The organism is Chloroflexota bacterium (assembly GCA_016887485.1).
Classification (GTDB): domain Bacteria; phylum Chloroflexota; class Anaerolineae; order Anaerolineales; family Anaerolineaceae; genus Brevifilum.
In genome coordinates this window covers 2430197-2452710 of sequence record CP069394.1, presented here as the reverse complement: position 1 = coordinate 2452710, position 22514 = coordinate 2430197, and the positions used below count along the sequence as shown (strand labels likewise).

The 22514-nt window shown below is 55.5% G+C and carries 14 protein-coding genes; 8 read left to right on the top strand and 6 right to left on the bottom strand.

Features of this window, described 5'->3' with window-relative positions; all coding sequences use genetic code 11:
- The first annotated feature begins 40 nt into the window (after positions 1 to 40).
- Positions 41 to 973, top strand: a complete 933-nt coding sequence (locus JR338_11165; protein QRN82961.1) for a pseudouridine-5'-phosphate glycosidase — start codon at positions 41 to 43, stop codon at positions 971 to 973.
- 31 nt (positions 974 to 1004) lie between these two features.
- On the opposite strand, the gene JR338_11160 is transcribed toward JR338_11165, so the two are convergent.
- Positions 1005 to 1883 carry a hypothetical protein gene (locus tag JR338_11160; protein ID QRN82960.1) on the bottom strand — a complete coding sequence of 293 codons (879 nt, stop codon included), beginning with the start codon at positions 1881 to 1883 and terminating at the stop codon, positions 1005 to 1007.
- 117 nt (positions 1884 to 2000) lie between these two features.
- On the opposite strand from JR338_11160, the gene JR338_11155 reads away from it, so the two are divergent.
- The 4 genes from JR338_11155 (at position 2001) to polA (ending at position 10040) form a co-directional block, all read left to right on the top strand.
- Positions 2001 to 4052, top strand: a complete 2052-nt coding sequence (locus tag JR338_11155; protein ID QRN82959.1) for a serine/threonine-protein kinase — start codon at positions 2001 to 2003, stop codon at positions 4050 to 4052.
- Between the two features lie 33 nt (positions 4053 to 4085).
- Positions 4086 to 6026, top strand: coding sequence for a serine/threonine-protein kinase (locus JR338_11150; protein ID QRN82958.1), 1941 nt, complete (start codon positions 4086 to 4088; stop codon positions 6024 to 6026).
- Between the two features lie 107 nt (positions 6027 to 6133).
- Entirely contained in the window at positions 6134 to 7102 is a 969-nt protein-coding gene (locus tag JR338_11145; protein QRN82957.1) for an aldo/keto reductase, read from the top strand.
- Between the two features lie 142 nt (positions 7103 to 7244).
- The gene (gene polA / locus JR338_11140) at positions 7245 to 10040 is read left to right on the top strand and encodes a DNA polymerase I (protein ID QRN82956.1); all 2796 of its coding nucleotides are present in this window, start codon (positions 7245 to 7247) and stop codon (positions 10038 to 10040) included.
- 39 nt (positions 10041 to 10079) lie between these two features.
- Here the strand turns inward: polA and JR338_11135 are convergent, their stop codons facing one another.
- The 4 genes from JR338_11135 to JR338_11120 all read right to left on the bottom strand — a co-directional run bounded on the left by JR338_11135 (position 10080) and on the right by JR338_11120 (position 15386).
- The gene (locus JR338_11135; protein ID QRN82955.1) at positions 10080 to 11126 is read right to left on the bottom strand and encodes a DMT family transporter; all 1047 of its coding nucleotides are present in this window, start codon (positions 11124 to 11126) and stop codon (positions 10080 to 10082) included.
- Between the two features lie 51 nt (positions 11127 to 11177).
- The gene (gene dnaA / locus JR338_11130; GenBank protein QRN82954.1) at positions 11178 to 12530 is read right to left on the bottom strand and encodes a chromosomal replication initiator protein DnaA; all 1353 of its coding nucleotides are present in this window, start codon (positions 12528 to 12530) and stop codon (positions 11178 to 11180) included.
- Positions 12531 to 13009: 479 nt separating this feature from the next.
- Positions 13010 to 14326, bottom strand: a complete 1317-nt coding sequence (locus JR338_11125; protein ID QRN82953.1) for an NAD(P)/FAD-dependent oxidoreductase — start codon at positions 14324 to 14326, stop codon at positions 13010 to 13012.
- 4 nt (positions 14327 to 14330) lie between these two features.
- On the bottom strand, positions 14331 to 15386 hold the full coding sequence (locus tag JR338_11120; protein QRN82952.1) for a flippase-like domain-containing protein: 1056 nt from the start codon (positions 15384 to 15386) through the stop codon (positions 14331 to 14333).
- A 246-nt stretch (positions 15387 to 15632) separates the two neighbouring features.
- Between JR338_11120 and JR338_11115 the strand changes: the two genes are divergently transcribed.
- The 3 genes from JR338_11115 (at position 15633) to JR338_11105 (ending at position 21625) form a co-directional block, all read left to right on the top strand.
- Entirely contained in the window at positions 15633 to 17567 is a 1935-nt protein-coding gene (locus JR338_11115; GenBank protein QRN82951.1) for an ATP-binding cassette domain-containing protein, read from the top strand.
- Positions 17568 to 17685: 118 nt separating this feature from the next.
- A complete protein-coding gene (locus JR338_11110; protein ID QRN82950.1) occupies positions 17686 to 19998 on the top strand; it encodes a S8 family serine peptidase in 2313 nt (770 codons plus the stop codon).
- A gap of 37 nt (positions 19999 to 20035) precedes the next feature.
- Entirely contained in the window at positions 20036 to 21625 is a 1590-nt protein-coding gene (locus JR338_11105; GenBank protein QRN82949.1) for a hypothetical protein, read from the top strand.
- Here JR338_11105 and JR338_11100 read toward each other — a convergent pair.
- Positions 21622 to 22455, bottom strand: coding sequence for a glutamate racemase (locus JR338_11100; protein QRN84423.1), 834 nt, complete (start codon positions 22453 to 22455; stop codon positions 21622 to 21624). The genes JR338_11105 and JR338_11100 overlap by 4 nt on opposite strands.
- Between the last annotated feature and the right edge of the window lie 59 nt (positions 22456 to 22514).

The window sequence follows — 22514 nt, the reverse complement described above, 5'->3', positions numbered from 1 at the left end:
AACAGACAAATAAAAAACCATCTACTCGGAGGCCACAGGCATGACCAGCTTACCGCATGCTTATACCATATCGAAAGAACTTCTCATCAGCCAGAAACTTGGCACGCCGATTGTGGCGCTCGAATCAGCCGTGATCACCCACGGGCTGCCCCGGCCCACCAACCATGAACTGGCGGCCAATCTGGAAGCGGACATCCGCGCTGAAGGCGCGATGCCAGCCACCATCGCCCTGCTCGAAGGCCAGATCAAGGTTGGCCTAACCCCCAGCGAACTGGAAAAACTATCAAACCTCGACAAAACTCGCAAGATCAGCCCCCGCGATTTCGGGATTGCCCTCGCGAACAAATTGAGCGGCGGCACCACCGTGGCGGCCACCCTGCACGTCGCCCACCAGGCCGGCATCCGGGTCTTTGCCACCGGTGGGATCGGCGGCGTGCACCGCGGCAGCACCTTCGATGTCTCTGCGGACCTGCCTCAACTCGGTAAAACGCCAGTGTTGGTAGTCTGTGCCGGGGCCAAGTCCATCCTCGACCTGCCAGCCACCCGTGAGGTACTCGAAACCCAGGGCGTTCCCGTGATCGGTTATCAAACGGATGACTTCCCTGCTTTCTACACCCGATCCAGCGGTATGCCGGTGGATTACCGGGTGGATACCCCGGAAGAAGCCGCTGCCATCGCCACCCAATCCTGGGACGCCGGGATCCAGTCAGCCGTGCTGCTGGTAGTCCCCCCACCGGAGGAGACTGCCCTGCCGGAAGCCCAGATGGAAGAAGCCGTGTCGGCAGCGATCGCCGAAGCGGAAGAACTCGGAATTCACGGTGCGGCAACGACCCCCTTCCTGCTGCAGCGGATGAGCGAGATCACTAAAGGAGCCAGCCTGACAGCCAACCTGGCACTATTACGTAACAACGCCAAAGTTGCCGCCAAAGTGGCCGTCGCCATGTCTGCTATGAAAAAACCTCCTAGTCACTAGGAGGTTTCATTTTCTATTCAACAGGTAAAACCTAGTTCGGCCCAGGGGTGGGCGTGAGTGTTGGCCAAAGGGTTTGTGAGGGGGTTGGCGTGGCCGTCTTGGTGGGTGTCGGGGTCAGGGTTGGCGTTGCTGTTGAGGTACTGGTCCCAGTGGGCACTGGCGCTTCACCCGTCACGGTGAAGAACCCGGACACTTTCCACTCCGTTCCAACGAATATCTGAACCTCATAATTGCCGGCCAGCCAGGCATCGCTATCCGGGTCCCAATCGGTATAGCCATAACCGCCGATGCCGCCATCCCAGGGAATGGATTCATAATAGACCAGCTCGCCATCCCGATACCACAGTGCGCTCCACTGCGAACCTTCCGTCATGTTGTTGTAGCTGAATGTGCCATACAGGTGACCAACGGGATTCTCAAATGTGTCGGAGGGATTTACAGGCTGCAAGCCGTCATCAATTTGTTGGCCAAACACAATTCGGCTGAAGACAGCCTCTGTATTAGGCGTAGTCGTGCTCTCAAAACCATCCGAGACATCGCCTGGCATGCTGGGTGTGCTGGTGATCGAAGGCGTCTCCGTGATCGTGGGGGTCAGGGAAATGGTTGGTGTTAGCGTGATCGTCGGCGTTAACGTGATGGTCGGTGTGATGCTAGGGGTAGGCGAAGGCGAAATAAAATTATAAACCAATGGCTCAGAGTACCTGAAGATCACCAAAGCCCCTGGGATCAACAGAATCCCCAAAAGCAATAATCGCCAGGCACGCGTTATGCCCTTATGCCGTTTGGCAAAGAAAGGGATCTTCCGGCTCTTAATAAAGCCCTTGGTCCCAAATATTATTAACAGTAGGGCCGCAACAGCAGCAATGAATGTCGCTGTCAGGACCGTTGAATGGATATCAACATTTATCATAGAGAGGATTTTCCTCGATTTTTCCAAATTATAGCGTATTTTCGCAAATGGCGATCTTCCCATAAGCCTAAGTTCGGTTAAAATCAAGGAAGTATTGCTCACGATTGAAATCTGGTTATGACATTAGGTAAAGGTTTTCTACTCAATAATCGCTATCGCATCCAGGATATCCTTGGACAAGGGGGAATGGGAGCCGTCTATCGCGCCCTGGACGAAAATCTGAACGTCACTGTCGCGGTTAAGGAAAACTCCTTTTTCTCAGAAGAATACGCACGCCAATTCCAACGTGAGGCGCAAATCCTGGCCTCCCTTCGCCATCCCAACCTGCCCCGGGTATTCGATTATTTCGTGATCGACCAGGAAGGGCAATATCTGGTCATGGACTATATCGAAGGGGACGACCTGCGCCAGTGGATGTCCCGCGAAGAGAAGATCACTGAAGCGGAAGCCATCCAAATTGGCGTAGCCATCTGCAACGCGTTGATCTACCTGCATTCCCGCGTTCCAGCCATTGTCCACCGCGATATCAAACCCGGCAACGTCAAGATCACCCCGACTGGTGAAGTCATTTTGGTGGATTTCGGTCTGGTGAAAGTGATGGATAACAAAGAAATCACCACGACGGCTGCGCGGGCAATGACGCCCGGTTACTCCCCGCCTGAACAATATGGCCCCGATCCCACCGATCACCGCTCCGACATTTTCTCACTAGGCGCCACGCTATATGCCGCCCTGGCCGGATATCTGGCAGAGGACAGCCTTGCTCGGGCTACCGGCAAAGCCACACTCACCCGTCTCTGGGAGTATAGCCCCCATCTCTCCGATTTAACTATCGAAGCTATTGAAAAAGCGATCAATTTACGTTTTGAAGACCGCTGGCAAACGGCCCAGGAATTCAAAGATGCGTTAATTGCAGCCCGTCGCACACTCCCCCTGGACCAAAGGTCCAGCCCGCGTCTGGCAATGATGACTCAAACGGAACCGGATAGAAGAACCATTCCATCCCAACGAAAAATGACCTTACCCCCCTGGGCGGATAAGGCCTGGAAGGTTTTATTCGGCAAAAAGAAGAAATTTGACCCCATTTGGGCCATTTTTACCTTCCTGTCATTTGTAGTACTCTCTCTGTTGATCTATGTACTCCTCGATCCCCAGGGTTTTTCGTCCGTATTCCATACACCCTCGCAAACAACGGCCACCTATGTTGCCCGTGAAACTGAATCCATCGGCCTTTTAGGAACACCTGATCCAAACACCACCGAGTTTGTGATCAGCCAGACCCAAAACGTTACCCCAACCCCCACCGGTGGCAGCTCAGGGATCATCGCTTTCACATCTGACCGCAGCGGACTGCCCCAAATCTGGTCCATTGACGTTTCCACAGGGCAGACCACGCAGCTGACGGACCTGATGGATGGCGCTTGTCAGGCGGATTGGTCGCCGGATGGCAAACAGATCGTCTTCACCTCGCCCTGCACCAGAAAGCGCGTCTCCTACCCTGGTTCCAGCTTGTTTATCCTGAATGTGGAAAATCAGCAGATCACATCATTGCCGCCATCCCTGGAAGGCGATTTCGACCCAACCTGGTCACCCAATGGGCAGTGGATCGCCTATACCTCGCTGGTCAACGGCCAGGCTCAAATCATGAAAATCAATGTGGCCGATTTCGACACAATCATCCGGCTTTCCGATGGCACCTTTGATGATTTTCAACCTGCCTGGTCGGAAGATGGCCGGCAATTAGCCTTTATCCGGCTTCGCAGCGTGGGCCAGGTTTGGCTCATGGGCCAAGATGGCGAGAATCCCATCCAATTCACCCTTTCCGGCGCGATTGATGACAGCAACCCGGTCTGGTTTCCGGAAGAGGACCTGATCATCTTCAGCCAGGTGCTTGGTCTGGGCAGCCCCTCCAAACAGCTCTTCGGCATGCGTCTGGAAGATATCGGCCAATCGGAAGAATACATCATCCTCCCCGGCGCGCTCTCCAGTTACATCCCCCTGATGGATCATGCCGATATCGCTCCCGACGGGAACTGGCTAGCCTTCGACTATTGGTATTCTGATCTGCTATCCGATATTTACATCATGACCTTCCCTGGATCAAACCTAACCCAGGTCACCATTGATCCCGGGTTGGATTATGACCCAGCCTGGAAGCCCGTCCACTAATCCCTTTCCAAGTAAACAACCCTGGAGAATCAGTTGAGCCTGGTCATCAATTCCCTACTAAAAGAACGCTATCGAATCAACGCCGTTCTGGCGCAGAGCGGCATGGGGACGGTGTATCAGGCCTATGATGAAACCCTTAATATCCAGGTGGCGGTCAAAGAAAACCGCTACACCACCGAGGTACATTCCCGCCAGTTTCGCAACGAGGCCACCCTGTTGGCCGGGCTGCGGCACCCCAACCTGCCGCGGGTGATTGACCATTTTGTATTGCCAGACCAGGGTGAATATCTGGTCATGGATCTGATCGCCGGGCAGGATCTGTCGCAATGCCTAAACGGTCTCGGTCAGCCCATGCCGGAAGATGCGGTCATCCAAATTGGCGTGGCGGTATGCCAGGCGCTGGATTATCTACACAGCCGTAAACCACCCATCATCCACCGGGATATCAAACCGGCTAACCTCAAACAAACTCCTGAGGGTCAGATCGTGCTGGTCGATTTTGGCCTGGCAAAGCACTTTCAGCAGGGCGAAAAGACCACCACAGGCGCGGCAGGCAGCACCTCCGGCTACTCCCCCATTGAACAATACGGTCAGGGTGTCACTGATGCCCGTTCGGATATTTATGCCCTGGGCGCCACGCTCTATACCCTGCTAACCTGCGAAGTGCCGCCGGAATCCCTCACCCGCGCCATCGGGGAAGATCCCATTTTGCCCATCACCGCGTTCAACCCAAATGTCAGCCCTGACTTGGCTGCAGTGATTACTAAAGCGATTGCGATCCACCCTGAAGGCCGCTTTCCTTCCACCGCGGCAATGCGAGAAGCCTTGCTAGCAATCCGTCCCCAGGCAGAACAACCTGTCCTAAAACAGTCTTCTACTGCAACGGCCCCATCCTCTCCAACAGTCAGAAAGCGATCCATCTGGGCCTGGCTGGCACCGGTGCTGTTCGTGGTTCTGGCCTCCGCTGCCACAGCCATCTTCCTGCTCGGGAGAAACGGCGCAGAGACGCCAACAACAACAATCACCGCCACCACCGAGGCCACGACGCTACCTGCCACACCTAATCCGACCGATAATAATCCAACCATAGAAACTGAGCCTGTGGTCGTGATTGTTCCTACTGAAACACTCGCCCCTGCCACTGAACAAACCCCTCAACCCCAGATCGCCTTCGTTTCAGAAAGAGACGGCCTGCCACAGATCTATCTCGTGAACCAGGATGGCACTGGCCTCAAGGCCCTGACCCATGCAGCGGAAGGCGCCTGTCAGCCGGAATGGTCCCCGGATGGCAGCCGCTTAGCATATATTTCCCCCTGCCCTGGGCTGCAAGAACGTTATGATGGCGCAAGCATCTTTGTGCTCACGCTTTCCACGGGGCGCAGCGACCTGATCTCCACCCTCGCAACCGGGGATTATGACCCTGCCTGGTCACCAGATGGCAGCAAATTAGCCTTCACCTCGCTCCAAACCGGCAAACCCCAGATATTCATCTATTCCTTTGACAGCGGCCAAACGGAAAACCTGATGAACCGCTCCACAATCAGCCGTATGCCCGCCTGGTCACCGGAAGGCAGCCAGATCATTTTCGTCGCACCCAGCCCGGCGACCAACCAGCCGATCCTCTTCCTGGTGGATGCCGAAGGGCAGAACGAACCTCAGGCGATTCTAGGACAATCGTACACCCATGCCCTGCGGCCTGTCTGGTCAGAAGTTGATAACCTGATCCTTTTTGACCTGGGCAGCGGCGGCCTCCTCGGGCAGCTTCCCCGCTCTGGCGGCCTGAGCGACCCCATTGAAACAGGATTGAGGATAGCCCTCACCATAGATATCTCACCGGATGGCAAGATACTTTCCTTTGCCGGCGCACCAAACGGCGAGGCGCTCGATATTTACCTCCTGCCCCTTGGAGGGGGCGAAGCCGTCGTTATCGCGCCCAATCCCGCAGAGGACTATCAGCCTGCCTGGCGACCCTAACCTTCCCGGCTGATCAATTTCGTTTGTTGAAATCAATCAGTAATGTAACCATTCCCGCCACCAAAACATCTTAAGCAATAAAAGCAACTCAAGACGAAGGAGAAATAATGCAATATCGGCATTTAGGTAAAGCTGGTGTAAAAGTATCGGAATTATCCCTGGGCGCCTGGGTCACATATGGCAACCAGTTCGGTGTGCCGGAGGCCAAAGAGATCATGGCCGCCGCATATGATGCAGGTGTGAATTTCTTTGACAATGCCGAGGCTTATGCCTCAGGGCAGGCAGAGACCATCATGGGCGAAGCCCTCAAAGACCTGGGTTGGGCTCGCAAGGACTACCTCATTTCTACCAAGATCTTCTGGGGCGGCAGCGGTCCCAATGACCGCGGGCTCTCCTATAAGCACATCATCGAAGGTGTGAACGGCGCGCTAAAACGCCTCCAGTTGGATTATGTAGATTTTGTCTATGCCCACCGGCCCGACCCCGAGACCCCTATCGAAGAAACCGTCTTCGCTTTCAATCAAGTCATCCGCGAGGGAAAGGCTTTCTATTGGGGCACTTCCGAATGGTCCGCCGCTGAAGTCATGCGAGCAACCGACTTCGCCCGGCGCAATAACCTCCGACCGCCATCCATGGAACAGCCGCAATACAACCTCTTCCACCGGCGACGCTTCGAAGTGGAATATGCCCCGCTCTATAAGGAACTGGGCTATGGCACAACCACCTGGAGCCCCCTGGCCGGCGGCATCCTCTCCGGCAAGTACAATGACGGCGATATCCCCAAGGGCAGCCGCGCTGACCTGAAGGATTTCAGCTGGATGAAAGAACGCGCTCAGGATAAGGTCAAAATTGAAGCCTCCCGCAAGCTGGCAGAACTGGCTGCGGAATTGGGCATCACCGAAGCGCAGCTCTCATTGGCCTGGCTGCTCAAGAACCCCAATGTCAGCACGGTCATCACCGGTGCCAGCCGGGTGAGTCAGGTACAGGAAAATATGATAGCTGTGGATGCCAAAGAAAAACTGACCGACGATGTCATGGCACGCATTCACGAGATCGTCAAGGATATTGAGAATTGACCCTCCCTTCTACGTAAAGTGTGGTTCATCGAGACGCTCCAATGGAGCGTCTCACCTTTTTAACCGGCCCAATTTTGATTTCACTGCTTTACAGGTTAAAATGATTTAGCGAGTTCATTTTCAATCAATCAAAGGATCTCCTATGCCCCCCATTCTGTATCTCCTCGACGGTCATGGCCTGGCCTACCGGGCCTATTTCGCGCTCACCGCAGGTGGGACGCGCGCCAGTACCTTCCAGACCAGCAGCGGGGAGCCTACAGCCGGTGTCTACGGCTTCACCAGCATCCTCCTGCGCATTTTTGAGCAGGAAAAGCCCGACTACCTCGCCGTGGTTTTCGACAAGGGCAAAACCTTCCGCCATGAGATGTATGCAGACTATAAGGGCACCCGCGCCAAGATGCCGGATGACCTGCGTACGCAGGTGGAACGCATGCGGGAGATCGTGGATGCCTTCAATATCCCCCGACTGGAACGCGAGAACTACGAGGCGGATGATGTTTTGGGCAGCCTGGCGCGTTGGGCCTCACAGGAAAAAGGCCTGGGCGTCAAGATCATCACCGGCGATAAGGACCTGCTCCAGTTAGTCACCGATCAGGTGGTAGTAAACCTCGCAGGCAGCAAGCTCTCCGACGCCAAAGATTATTTCCCCGAAGATGTCAAAACAAAATTGGGCGTGATGCCCAATGAGGTCGTGGACCTCAAAGCCCTGATGGGCGACAACTCCGATAACATCCCCGGCGTCAGAGGCATCGGTCCCAAGACCGCCGTCAAGCTGCTGGATGATTTCGGCACTCTGGATGGGATTTATGATCACATTGACGAGATCAGCGGCCGGGCCAAAACCGCTTTGGAAGAACACAAAGACAACGCCTACCTCAGCCAAACCCTCGCCCGAATCGTGACCGATCTGGATGTGACCCTCGATCTCGACCAGGCCCGGATTGATCGCTTCAACCCGGCTGCGGTGGAGGACCTCTTCCGCGAGCTTGAATTCCGCACCCTCACCCGCCAGCTGAATACGTTGGTTAATAAAATGCACCCGGTGATGGCGGAAGGGGAACAAATGGACCTCTTTGCCAAAAACGAGCCGGAAGCCCTCTCTGTTGAAGACCAAAGCGCAGACCAAATCAAATCGATCATCGTGAACACGCCGGAAAGCCTGACCAAGATGGTGGAAACGCTCAACCAGGCCGAGATGATCGCCTTTGACACCGAAACAACCGGCACCGATGTGATGCAGGCCAAGCTGGTTGGCATCTCATTGGCTGTCAGCAAGGACGAGGGCTATTACATCCCGGTTGGTCACACCACGGGTCTGCAATTGCCGCTTGAGGACATTTTCAAAGCGCTGAAAGGCCCCCTGACCAATCCCAGGATTGGCAAAGCCGGCCATAACCTAAAATATGACTATCTGATGCTCAAACGTGCCGGATTGGAAGTTTCTCCCCTCAGCTTTGACACGATGATCGCCGAATGGCTGATCAATCCAGCCTCCCGCAACCTCGGCCTTAAGAGCCTGGCCTGGGTGCGGCTGGGATATGAAATGACCCACATTGAGGAGCTGATTGGCAAGGGGCGTGACCAAAAAACCATGGATCAGGTCCCAGTAGAAGAAGCCGGGCGCTATGCTGCGGCTGATGCTGCCATCTGCCTGCGGCTGCTGCCGAACCTGAAAGCCGACCTGGAAAAGCAGGAAGCCGAGAACTTGTTCAGCACCATGGAAATGCCCCTGATCCCGGTGCTGGCCGAAATGGAAGAGGCCGGTATCCTCCTGGACCTCGATTTCTTCAAGCGTTTCTCCAAGGAACTGGAGGAACGCATTCAGGAAATGGCACAGAAAATCCAGGGCGCAGTTGGCCGTGAATTTAACCTGAACTCCACCCAGCAGCTTTCCGAAGCGCTTTTCAGCACTTTGGGCCTGGAACCTCCTGACCGGGCAAAAAAGACCGCCTCCGGGCACTACTCGACCGCCGCTTCCGTGCTGGAAGCTATGATCGGGCAGCATCCTGTGATCGAGTGGATTCTGGAATATCGGGAGTTGGAAAAACTGCGCTCCACCTATGTGGACGCCCTGCCCTTGCAGGTGAACCCCAATACCGGACGGGTGCATACCTCCCTGAACCAAACCGGGACTGTTACCGGACGTATCGCTTCATCCGACCCCAATTTGCAGAACATCCCCACCCGCACCGATATCGGCCGCCGGGTGCGCAATGGCTTCATTGCCCCCAAAGGCTCCGTCCTGCTGGCTGTGGACTATTCGCAGATTGAATTGCGGATCGTGGCCCACATGGCGCAGGACAAGGCCATGCTGGCAGCCTTCCGAGCCGGGCAGGACATCCATGCCACCACAGCCGCAGCTGTCCACGGCTTTGACCTGGCAGACGTCACGCCCGGTATGCGCCGCCATGCCAAAGCGATCAATTTTGGCCTGATCTATGGCATGAGCGCCTTCGGGTTAACGAATGCCACCGACCTGACCCTGGCCGAAGCGGAAAACTTCATCGAGACCTACTTCAAGGAATTCCCCGGCGTGAAGACCTATCTGGAAGGGATCAAGGAAAAAGCCGCCAAAGACGGCTATGTTGAGACCCTGCTGGGGCGCCGGCGCTACTTCCCCAACCTGCAGAAAGGCGCAAGCCATATGATCCGCCAGCGGGAGGAACGCGAAGCGATCAACGCCCCCATCCAGGGTACTGCTGCCGATATCATCAAGATCGCGATGCTCAAGCTCCCGGGCGAGCTGGAAAAAGCCGGGCTGCATGCCAAGATGGACCTGCAAGTGCATGACGAATTGATGTTTGAAGTGCCGGAAGACGAACTGGAAGCCACCACCACCCTGGTCAAGGACGTGATGGAAAACGCCTACAAACTGGATATTCCCCTCAGCACAGAAGCCAAAGCCGGTCACAGCTGGGGTGAGATGGAAAAGATTTAAGAGATTACAAGGGGAAACAACCCTATCGGAAAAATTTACTCAGCCATGCTCATGTCGGTGATGTAAATCAGGCCAATGAGGATGGCTGTGTACTATCTCAGAATGAGTATGTTCGTGGGAATGTCGGCCGATTGCCTCTTCACCCTCGGGGTGGTCATGGTCGTGATGCTGGTCCGGGTGAAAATGGGTGTGGACATGCGTCACAGGATCATGGTGATGTAAATGGCTGTGGGTTTCCCTGAACAGCAGGTAAACAGAACCCGCGAAAACGATCAACGCAATCCATTGGAGCCACGATAAGATGTCCCCCAACAAGATTGAAAACAATAAACCGAAGAATGGCGCGCCGGAGAAGATCAGCTGTGAGCGAATCGCGCCCAGGTTCTGCGCGGCTGTTATGTACAGCAAAATGGAAAGGCCATAAGATACGGCACCTAACCCCAGCGCAGCCGCCAGGGTCAGAGGCGGCACCTGGATAGGTGCAGCGATCAGACCCAACGCTAGGTTCACACTGCCGGCAGCGATCCCCTTCCAAAAGGTGCTCTGAGCTGGCGTGATCCCATCAATCAGCGCGGTGAGATGGTTATCCACGCCCCAGCAGATGCAGGCCAGGGCCACCAGGCCACCCGCCTGGAAGCCGGCAACCCCGCCTGTCCAGGCCATCAGAACCGCTGCTGCCAAGACGCCAATCGCCGCGAGCCAGCCCCGCCCGGAAAGGTGATCTTTGAAGAAAAGCACGCCAATAATCACCGTGGCGGTCATTTCCATATTCAGCCAAAGTGAAACGGATGCTGCCGCCGCAATCCGCAGCCCGGCCAACAGCAGCACCGGCCCTAGAAGGCCGCCAAACAGGATCGCGCCTGCCAGTCGTAAGGCATCCCGCTTTGGCATCCGCCAGGGCAAGATGAGCGGCCTCTCCCTCAATAGGATCAATAAAACACCCAATGCCGCGCCCAGGTAAAGCAGCCCGGCTAGTTGCAGATCAGTAAGAAAGGTTAACAGGGGTTTGCCCAAGGGAGCCGCCGCGCCAAATAATAGCGCAGCCACTAACGCGGCAAAGATTCCAAATCGTCTTTGTTTATCCATTACCAAAATTATATAACATCCATTTCCCCCATGTCGAATGAACCGCTATGCTTAGGCTGGTACGCCGACCCGCCCATATAGTTGCTCACGGATCTGCGAAACCTGGCGGCGCAGACGGTCATCCGTTTCCATCAGATCATTGACCTTGTCACAGGCATAGAGCACCGTGGTGTGATCCCGTCCGCCGACAAAGTCCCCAATTTGCGGCAGGGAGACGCCACCCTCTTCGCGCATCAGATACATGGCGATCTGGCGGGGCAGAGCGACCTCGCGGGTGCGTTCCCGACCAAGTAACCGTTCTTCAGATACGCCAAAGGTGCGGCTGACGGCGTGCAGCACGTCATCAGGCTGCAAATCCGTGCCCTGCGGCAGGAAGTCAATCAGCGCGTTCTGGGTCATTTCCAAAGTCAGCGGGATGCCGCTCAGGTCTGAATAGGCCAAAACCCGATTGAGTGCGCCTTCCAACTCACGAATGTTGGACTGCACCTGACGGGCAATGAATTCCATAATTTCAGCGGGGACGTTCCGTCCGGCGCGATCCGTCTTGGTCCGCAAAATGGCCAAGCGGGTCTCAACATCCGGCGCCTGCACATCGGCTGTGAGGCCCCATTCAAAACGGGACCGCAGCCGTTCTTCCAGTGCACCCAAAGCCTTGGGTGAGCGGTCAGAGGAAATCACGAGCTGCTTGTTCTGCCCGTGGAGGGTGTTGAAGGTGTGGAAAAATTCTTCCTGGGTCGATTCCTTGCCTGCAATGAATTGAATATCATCAATCAACAGCACATCCACCTGGCGATATTTCCCCCGAAAAGCAGGAGTGGTATGCGTGCGGATGGCATTGATCAGGTCATTGGTAAATTCTTCTGAGGAGACATAAAGTACGTTCAACCCAGCAGGCTGGCAGGCATTCCCAATCGCATGCAGCAGGTGAGTCTTGCCCAAACCGACGCCGCCATAGAGGAACAGTGGGTTATAGGCACGAGCCGGGCTTTCTGCCACAGCCTGACAGGCCGCATGGGCCAGTCGGTTATTGGAACCAACCACGAAATTATCAAAGCGATAGCGTGGGTTGATGTTGGTGTTCTGGGTGGCTGAACCCGTCTGAGCGTGAACCGTGGTAACGACAGGTTCAGGTGTGGTTGGGGACGGGGTTGTTACCGACCAAACCCTGACCTTGATTTCCACCGGTGTGCCGATCATGCCGGTCAGCAAGCGTTTCATTTTGGCACTCAGCCGGTCATCAATCCAATCTTTGGCATAAGCGTTTTTAACGCCGACCTCAACAATATGTTCTTCTTCGTCGTAATTGAGAAATTCTGCACTGCGGACCCAGGTATCAAAGGATGCCTTGGACATCTCCAATTGAAGCTGACCTAATGTCGCTTGCCAGGCATGTTCTGCTTTCATGAAGTTCTCCTCTCAGTCCAGTGCCGCAATGTACCACTATGCGCAATAAGTCCAATAACAATAAGTTTGACAAAAAAACACCACTGTAAAAACCTACCAGTGGCGGAGGTAATTCGACTAAGTTTAATAATAATATTGCTATCGTACCAATGAGTTTAGTCGCCCGCTCAATCAGTTTGTATCATGTATTTTAACAGACAACCCGATTCGTCTCAAGCGGATTCAGTCCATTTTTGCTAAAAAAAAGAGATTCTTTAAGAAGGCCTGACCTTAAAAAATATGACTCTTTTTATATAAAATATTTGATCACTTTGTCTAACTATGAGTCGCCCTATTAGCAGATAGAGTCCCCTCTAACCCCCCATATATGGGGGGTAAATTCTCTCGGGTAGAAATAATGGCGTATATTGGGGATCTGCCGATTCTAGGTTGCCCGCTTTAATGCTCAAATGTTCGAAAATTAGATTCAGATTCTGGAATCAGCCTTCTGAGTCCTTAACCATCATTCCGGCAGCCCTGCGCCCAATCTCCACAGCGAAGTTCGTACCCCGATCCCAGGGGTAAACCTGGCTCATACTGGCAAAATAAAGGCCCTCCAGCGGGGTTTGAATCGCGGGGATATTTTGCGAATGGTCAACCAGCGGCACAGGCTGGGCATAACGCGTGCGGAACAGCCAGGTCTTTTTGACCCAATCCGGTTTGAAGTCCGGGTTGAACTTGACCAGATGCGGCATGAACTTAACCAGGATCTCTTCTTTGGAAAGCTCAAAGTTCTCATGGTCCTGGGGCAGGTAATCGCCAATATAAAGGATGTGATCACCACCGAAATGTTCAGAGGGAAGGAAATTGGTATGCTCCACCAACGAGAGGAACGGATACCCCACGTTCTTGGGGATGTTGTACCAATAGTAACCCTGCTTGGAAAGTTGGTGCTTAAGCGATAAGACCATCACCACCGCACCCATGCTCTTCAATGACAGCAGACCGTCCAGATATCTTTCGGGCAGCGATGGGGCAAGCTTCGCCAACAGCGCCGGGGAGGTCGTTGCCAGAGCCTGATCGTAGACGGCATCTTCCTGTTCCGTCAAGACCCGCACTTTTCCATCTTCAGTGGACTCAATGGATTGAATGGCTGTATTTAATTTCAGCACCACACCCATCTCTTGCAGCCGTTCCGCCAGCTGGTCGGCAAAGGCCTGGAAACCGCCTTCGAAAGTGCCCAGCCGGGTGGTGCGGGCATGCAGCCGCGCCCACATCCAGGCCATGTTCACCACCTTGGCATATTCCTCACCAAACTTGCCGATCATCATCGGCTCCCACATCGACTCATAGACCTTATTGCCGGCCCATTTCCGCATCCAGGCATCCACGGTCGTCTTTTCAAGCGACTGCCAGTTATTGGTCAATCGCAGATATAAGCCCACCAGCCCAAAGCGGATCTTATTGATGCCCCAACCCAGTCCGGGGTAGAGCAGTGCGTTAAGGATCGAATCAAAGGGGCGGAATTCTCCCTTGTCATACATCACCGTGACGGGACGCGGGAATAGGACTTTATCTGTCCAGCCCAATTCCTCAATCAGTCCCAGCATATGCTCATCGGAATGGAACCAGTGGTGATAAAAACGCTCAACTGACCAATCCCACTCGGGTTCCTTGAAACCGGCGGCCAATCCACCGACATGATCCGAGGCTTCATAGATGGTAACCTGCTTACCCGCCCGGGCCAGGTCATAGGCCGCGGCCATACCGCCAATCCCGGCGCCAATCACGGCCGCCTGTTGTTTGTTCGTTGTCATTACCTTAATCCTTCAATTCAGTTTTGTCATCAAGGGGTTCAATATCGGCCTGAGCTTCCATCTGGTCCACATCGGTCGTCCATTTCAAGCCTTCACGGATGAAATAGACCGCGCCGACAACCGTGATCGGCACCCAGAGGGCAATCCGCAGGACGAGGGCATAACCCAGCGCTCCCTCGGCAGCAATGCCATAGGCTTCCAGCATAGCACGGCAGGCGGCGTCAAAGGTACCCAGGCCGCCCGGCGCCGCCGGGACCAGCAGAACCAGATTGACCACGCCATTCAGCAGCATCAACTGGCCGAAATTCAGCCCCAGCCCCAGCGCCTGATCAACACTCCAATAAAGGCCCGTTTCCAACAGCCAGATCAGGATCGAGCTCAACAGGATCATCAAAGCCTGTGCGGGAGAGCGCAGGCTCATCAGGCCATCCAGGAACTTGTCGGCCACATCAATCAAAGGTTTACGTCCTCGTTCGGGAACGATCTTTTGGATCACCCCGTGGATCACCTTTTGAGCTGGTTTCGGGAAGACCGCGATCAACACAAAAACGGCCAACCCTGCCAGGAAGATCGCCACCGCCCAGGTTGCCACGCTGCCCAACTGGGCAAAAACGCCACTGCCAGGCAGAGAGGTTAGCTCACCCAGGTTCAGCAGGACAAAACCCATGACCACCACGGCATCAAAGATGCGCTCGACAACAATGGTCGCCAGACTGCCAGAGATGGAGACAGACTCACGCCGCTTGAGAACCACGGCCCGCAGCACTTCGCCCATCCGCAGCGGGAAAACGTTATTGCCCATATAGCCAATGTTGATGATCGGGAAGAGCGTTTTGATCGATGCTTTCTTGAGCGGATTGAGCAGCAGTTGCCAGCGCCAGGTGCGCACAAGGACGCCCACGAAGTAGATCGCCAGGCCTGGTAAGAGCCACCAGTAACGCACGGTCACCAGAGTGGACCATAACTCCTGGTAGTCAATCTTCCTAAATGCCAGGTAGAGGAAAACAACCGAAATCAGTAATCCCACCCAAAAAAGCCATTGTTTTGTATTTCGTTTCATGCTTTCGATTCTACCATGTGGCAGGTTTTTAACTGGTTGAAGTTTTATTGAGATGTAGGTCATGTGCCGCGCAGCGCACATGACAATCTCACCATGGGGCGGCCACAGAGAGCCGCCCCTACATCACAACCATTCGTAGGGTACTCCAAGCACATCGTATGACACACGTGTTATAACCGCATTACCACCCCCGGATTTCCTTCTTCGCACATCATCGCGTTGCCCCTCGATGGTATACTTTCAGGCATGTCACTGTTGACCGCAAACAACCTTTCAAAGTCCTTCGGGCCGGACGATATCTTCGACGGGCTCTCACTTTCGATTCCCCAACGCGCCAGGATCGCGATTGTTGGGGCGAACGGCGTGGGCAAGACCACCCTGCTGCGGATACTGCTGGGCGAAGATGTCCCCTCCAGCGGCACCATCCAACAGGCCAAAGACCTGACCGTCGGCTACCTCCCGCAGGAAGCCACCCTCATAGAGGAAGGCACTCTTTGGCAATCCTGCCTGAGCTCCTTTGCGGACCTGATCACAATGCAGGCCGAACTGGAAGACTGCATGGCCGCCATGTCGGCCCCCGAACAAGCCGAAGAGGCCGTTGCTCGCTACGGCGCACTGGAACAAACCTTTGAGCGCCTGGGTGGCTATACCTATGAAGTTCGGATCAAGCAGACTCTCACAGGGTTGGGTTTTGACGAAAAAGATTATCACCGCCCAATCCGACAGCTCTCCGGCGGCCAGCGCACCCGCGCCTTGCTCGCCCAGCTGCTGCTGGAAAGCCCTGACCTTTTAATGCTCGATGAGCCCACCAACCACCTCGACATCCAGGCCGTGGAATGGCTGGAATCCTTCCTCAAGGATTGGGATGGCGCACTGGTGGTTGTCTCGCATGACCGTTACTTCCTGGACCAGGTGGCACAAACCGTCTGGGAGATGACGCCCGCTCTCGAGGTCTACCGCGGCAACTATTCCGCCTACCTGACCCAGCGGGAAGAACGCTATGCCCGTCGTTTGGCGGAATATGAGGCCCAAACCGCTTTCATTGAAAAAGAACAGGAATTCATCCGGCGCAATATCGCCGGTCAGAACACCAACCAGGCTAAGGGACGCCAGCGCAGGTTGGAACGCCTGCTGGAAGATGCCCGTCTGGCCCCGCCCCCCAATGAACCCCGGCGGATGCACATCAACCTGAACACCAAGGGCCGCTCCGGTGACCTGGTGCTGCGCACCCACAGCCTGCAGGTCGGTTATCATGATGAGGGCCGGCCGCTCTTTGACTGCCCGGACCTGGTGCTGATGCGACAGGAGTGTGCTGCCATCATCGGGCCCAATGGCGCAGGCAAGACCACCTTCCTTAAGACCATTCTGGAGCAGATCCCACCTTATACCGGGACAACGCAACTCGGTGCAAGCCTGGAAATTGGCTATTTCGCCCAGGCGCATGAAGGATTAAACCCCAACAACACCCTGGTGCAGGAGATCAATTCCGTTGCCCCCCAGTTACTCCCCGCCGAAGTGCGCAATTTCCTGGCGAAGTTCCTCTTCACCGGCGATGACGTCTTCCGCAGAGTCAGCACCCTTTCAGGTGGTGAGCGGGGTCGTTTGGCACTCGCCAAGCTCTCGCTTTCCGATGCCAACCTCTTGCTGCTGGATGAGCCCACCAACCACCTTGACCTTCCGACCCAGGAAGTGCTCGAATCGGTGCTCTCCAATTTCCCCGGGACGATCCTGCTGGTCTCACATGACCGCTATCTGATCGATTCACTTGCCTCTCAAATTTGGGAAGTGGAACCCCAGGGACAGCGCCTGCAGGTCTTCAAAGGTTCCTACACCCAATTCAAAGCCCAAAAGGATCGCCAACGGGAAGCGCAGGCTGAGGCTGAAAAACAGGCCCGCCTTGAGGCAGCCGATCACCCGAAAAAGACCAAAACAGCGACCAAACATGGTAAGGCTCTTTCAAAATACGAGCAGAAGAAGCGTCAACATCGCCTGGCTGAGATCGAAACGGAACTGCAGGCTCTCGAAAAGCAACAGACCGAGATTTCAACCCAACTGGAGACGCCTCCCGATGACCCGGACGAGGTTCTGCGCCTTGGCGACGATTACGTGAAGCTTCAGCAAATGATGGAAAGCCTGATGGCGGAGTGGAGCCACATTGAGGAAGAATTATCGGTTGAATGATCGTGGCACGTATTGTCACCCATTCTCATTAGCCCCTCATATTTTGGTGCTTATATTGCACCTTCCACTTTCTACATATATGATTAACCTGTTGGATTAAACCCAAATCGGAGACTCAATGCCCTCGAAATGGCTGCAATGGATCATCCTTGGCCTGCTTTTCTTCGCACTGGCGGCCACACCCACCCCGGCGGAATCACAATCCGGGGCGGTAGTTGTCCGAATCCCTGTGGCGAGTAGTGAGGCCAGCGGGCAATCCGCTTATACCGTCACCAGCCAACTGGCAGCCCAGCCTCAACGGATCATCGATTATGGCAGTTTCCTCTGGGTCGTGATGGACCCCGCAGACATGGCCAGCCTGGATTCGAGCGGCATCAACTACCAAACCATCGACAATCCCTATACGCTTACCCTCGGCGGTCAATCCTTTGACCCCCTGGAGGGCGTCCCGCAGGTCGAACCGGATCGAGATTCCCAATCTAGGGCAGTCACTGAAGCCGGACCGCACCTGATCCAATTCCACGGTCCCACCAAGGATGCCTGGCTGAAGAAACTGGAAGCCAGCGGATTGGAACTCATCCAATACATCCATCCCTACACCTATCTCGTCTGGGGAAACCTCAATGCCCTATCTCGGGCCAGTGCGCTGGATACGGTCCGCTGGACAGGTGACTACCTGCCTGCCTATGCCCTCTCCACTGATGGTTTCTCACTCAATTCAGAACCCCTGCTGGTGCGGGTGATGATCTTCCCGCAGGCAGGACTCGATAGTACCCTCAGCGCCATTGAACTTCTGGGCGGCCAACTCCAATCTGTGAGCACCGGTGCCGACCCGGATTTTGATCTGGCCACTTTCCTGATCCCCGGCGATCAGCTTCCTTCAGTTGCCCGGCTCCTTGGCATCTATACCATTCAACCGGTCCCGTTGGACGGCGGCGACCGCGGCGAAGTCAGCACTCAGGTCAATGTCAACAATGTGGATGGCAGCAATATCGCCACGCCCGGTTACCTGAACTGGCTGGCCAGCGTGAATCTCTCCGGTGAGGGCGTGGTCATCGCCAACGTGGATAGCGGTATCGACGAGTCCCACCCGGACCTGGTCAATCGGATGCTGCCTTGCACCGGCTCCACCTGCGGCGGCAGCCTTAGCAGCAGCCACGGCACCCACACAGCGGGCATTATGGCTGGTGACGGCGCCAGCGGCCTGATGGATGACTTCGGGTTCCTGCGCGGTCTGGGCATGGCGCCCGGGGCAGGGCTGGTGGAACAGGTTTATAAGCCCACCTATCTGGAAACTGATGGGATGCTGACCCTAATGACCCAATCCGTGGAAAATGGTGCGGTGATCTCCGGTAACAGTTGGGGACCTTCCAGTTATCCTCTTGGGTATGACATAAATACCCGCCTGGTGGATATCGGCGTGCGCGATGCTGATCCCACAACAGAAGGTATTCAACCGTTATCCTTCATCCTTTCAATTGATAATTACAACTTAGCAACAGGCTATTCTCTTGGTACGCCTGATGAGGCGAAAAATATCATCTCTGTTGCGTCGACCTATTTACAGAATTGGGATGGCTCACAGATGTCGAATATTAATGACATCTCTTCTAATTCTGCTCATGGCCCTGCCCAGGACGGCAGAACCGTCCCTCTATTGGTTGCGCCTGGCTGTGAAGTTGACTCCACATACCCTGGCGATGATTACGGGTTAAAATGCGGCACCAGCATGGCTTCCCCCCAAGTAACTGGGGCAGTCGCACTCTTCTATGAAAAATATCGCCGTGCATTTGGCGGCGATCCCAGCCCGGCCTTGGTCAAAGCGGCGTTCCTGCCCGTGGCGCATGACCTTGAGGGGAATTTCAATTCAGAAGGTGGAATCCTTGGTCATCCCTTCGATTCCTATCAGGGTTGGGGGCGCCTGGATGCTGAGGCCGTCCTGGATCCCAGCGATGATCTGGCTGTGATCTATTTTGACCAGGAAACCCTTATGGACAACACCGGGGAAACCTGGAGCTACACCTTCACCTCGCCCGCCCCCGTTCCGTATTTGCATGCCATGCTGGCCTGGACGGATGCACCCGGCCCGGTCATCGCAGATGAAGACCTCCCAACCTCAGCCGCGGCCTGGATCAACAACCTGGATTTCACCCTCACGATCAACGGCGACACCTACCTGGGGAATGATTTTGACGCCAACGGGCTTTCGATAGCCAACGGCATCACACCTGATGGCATGAACAACACCGAAGGCATCTTCCTCGAAAACCTACCCGCCGGAACCTATACCTTCACCGTGACAGCCGTAAATATTGCCGGGGACGGTGTGCCCAACCTGGGTGATGAGACCGATCAGGATTTCGCCCTGGTGATTTACGTCTCCAAGGATGCCTTCCCATCCCAGGCGACCTTCCCCATTTTCTTCCGTTAGACACTCCCCCATACCCAAGGGCCTTTTCCACATTCCGATGAAAAGCCACAGCCGTAACGCTTATCTCCCATCACCTTCAGGTAAGCTGTCGCGTTTTTTGGTTGCCATTACCATCCTCGGGCTGATCCTGTCCGGCTGCAACTTCCCACAAGCCACGGCAGAAATCTCCCCTGCCAACCAGCGCCAGACAGAAGTCGCTGGAATCCTCAACCCTGAAGGCATGGCGTCTGAATCGACAACGCCTTCCCTCCTGACGCCCGAACCCACGCTCAGCCTAACCCAATCCCCAACCGATAATCCCCTGGAGGGACTCGTCGTCCCGGAGGGCTATCGAGCTTACGTTACCCAACAGGGCGACACCCTGCCCGCCCTCACCCAGCATTTCTCGGTCGACGTAAGTGAAATCCAATCCGACGCGATTCTCCCAGCACAAGACCTGCTGGAGCCCGGCACGGTGCTGCTGGTCCCGGACGTCTTGGGCAAAACCCTTTCTGCGGAACAGTTATTACCGGATTCCGAGATCCATTACGGCCCGACCGTTGGTGATTTTGATACGATCGCCTTTGCCCAGTCATGGGCCGGCTATCTGATGACCTACACCGAAGAAATCCACGGTGAAATCCTGACCGGGCCTGAAATCATCCAGCTCGCAGCCATCGAATCCAGTATCAACCCCCGGTTGCTCCTGGCCTTTGTCGAATTTCGCTCCGGCTGGGTCACCAGTCACCCGGAAGGCGCATCGCTGGATCTTTATCCCCTCGGATTTGGCGCTGGGGCGGACACCGGACTCTATAAAGAACTACAAATTACCGCCAAGCTTCTGGCCCTGGGCTATTACGGCTGGCGAGATGGTGAATTGCGCTTTATGGACTATGATGGCGGCGGCACCGGACGGCTGGACCCTACCCTCAATGCCGGGACGGTGGCCCTGCTACGTTTATTCAGCACGCTCTACACAATTGACGGTGTGGATTGGGCGCTCTATGACCCGGCTGCCTTCCTGACCCTCTACCGATCCTGGTTTGGCGACCCCTGGCAGCGGGCGGCAGCCGTGGAACCTTACTTATTTGCAGATACCCAGCAGCCCGAATTGGTCTTCCCCTTCACACCGGGCGAAGCCTGGAGCCTGACCTCCGGACCGCATATCAGCTGGCAAACAGGCACTCCCCGCGGCGCACTCGATTTTGCGCCCATCACCGGCGAAAGTCAGTGTGCAGTCTCCTTCCGCTGGGTCACGGCCGCGGCCTCGGGATTGGTCGTTCGTTCAGAGCGGGGCGTGGTGGCGATCGACCTGGATGGCGACGGGGATGAGGGCACCGGCTGGGTGCTGCTCTACCTGCATGTGGCGGAACAGGACCGGGTCGCTGTCGGCACCTGGCTGGAACGGGATGACCCCGTGGGGCATCCTTCTTGCGAGGGCGGCAATGCCACCGGTACCCACCTCCATTTCACCCGTAAATTCAACGGGGAATGGCTGGGCGTAAGTGAACCGCTGCCGCTGGTGATCAGCGGTTGGCAGGCCGTGGCTGGTGAGAAACGCTATGAAGGTTATTTATTCAGGGGGAATGACGTGATTCAGGCCGATCCCAATGGGATGGGCAGCTCTTTGGTCATCCGCGAGGATTAGACCACTCTCAACATCAATTCGGAATCATCCAGCCAGGCCACACCGGTGGCAGGGCCGGTCTCATCCAACAGGATGGGTAATAATTCTTGAAAAGCGGTCAGGCTGCCGCTGGTGTAAAACCGCAGCTTTCCGGCGTCCGGGGATGGATTAAGCAGGTTGCGTTCTGTGAGCAAACGCCGTGTCTGGCGGGCAATAGCCGGGGCGGGGTCAATTGTGCGTACATCCGGTCCGGTGATCAACTCGATCAGCTGGATCACAAAGGGATAGTGGGTACAGCCCATCACAACCGTATCAATCCCCTCTGCCAACATCGGCTGCAAGGCTTCTTCCAGGATCTCTCGGGCTTGCGGGCTATCCAGGTCACCGGCTTCAATCTGTTCCACCAGTCCGGGACAGGTGCTTTGGAAGATTTGTACATCGTGGGCAAACCGCTCCACCACCGAAGCATACAGCTCCCCCGCGAAGGTCGTCGGCGTGGCCAACACCCCCACCTTGCCGGTGTGGGTTGTTTCCGCGGCGGGCTTAACGGCCGGTTCCATCCCCACAAAATGCACATCCGGAAAAGCCTGCCGCAGGTCATGCAGCGCCACAGCCGAGGCCGTGTTGCAGGCCACCACGATCAGCTTCGCGCCTTGTGCCAGCAGAAAACGGGTGACGCCAAAAGCATAATTGCGAATTTGGTCCCGGGGCCGGGAGCCATAAGGTACATGCGCCTGATCACCCAGATAGAGCAGGGTCTCATTGGGCAACTCGCGCCGGATCGCCCGCAGGACGGAAAGCCCGCCCACGCCGGAATCAAATATGCCGATTGGCTTTTGAATTAAATTCACTGTATCCACGCCAAAAATTCTATCATGGAAAGATTCATATGCGTTCAATATCGAAACTT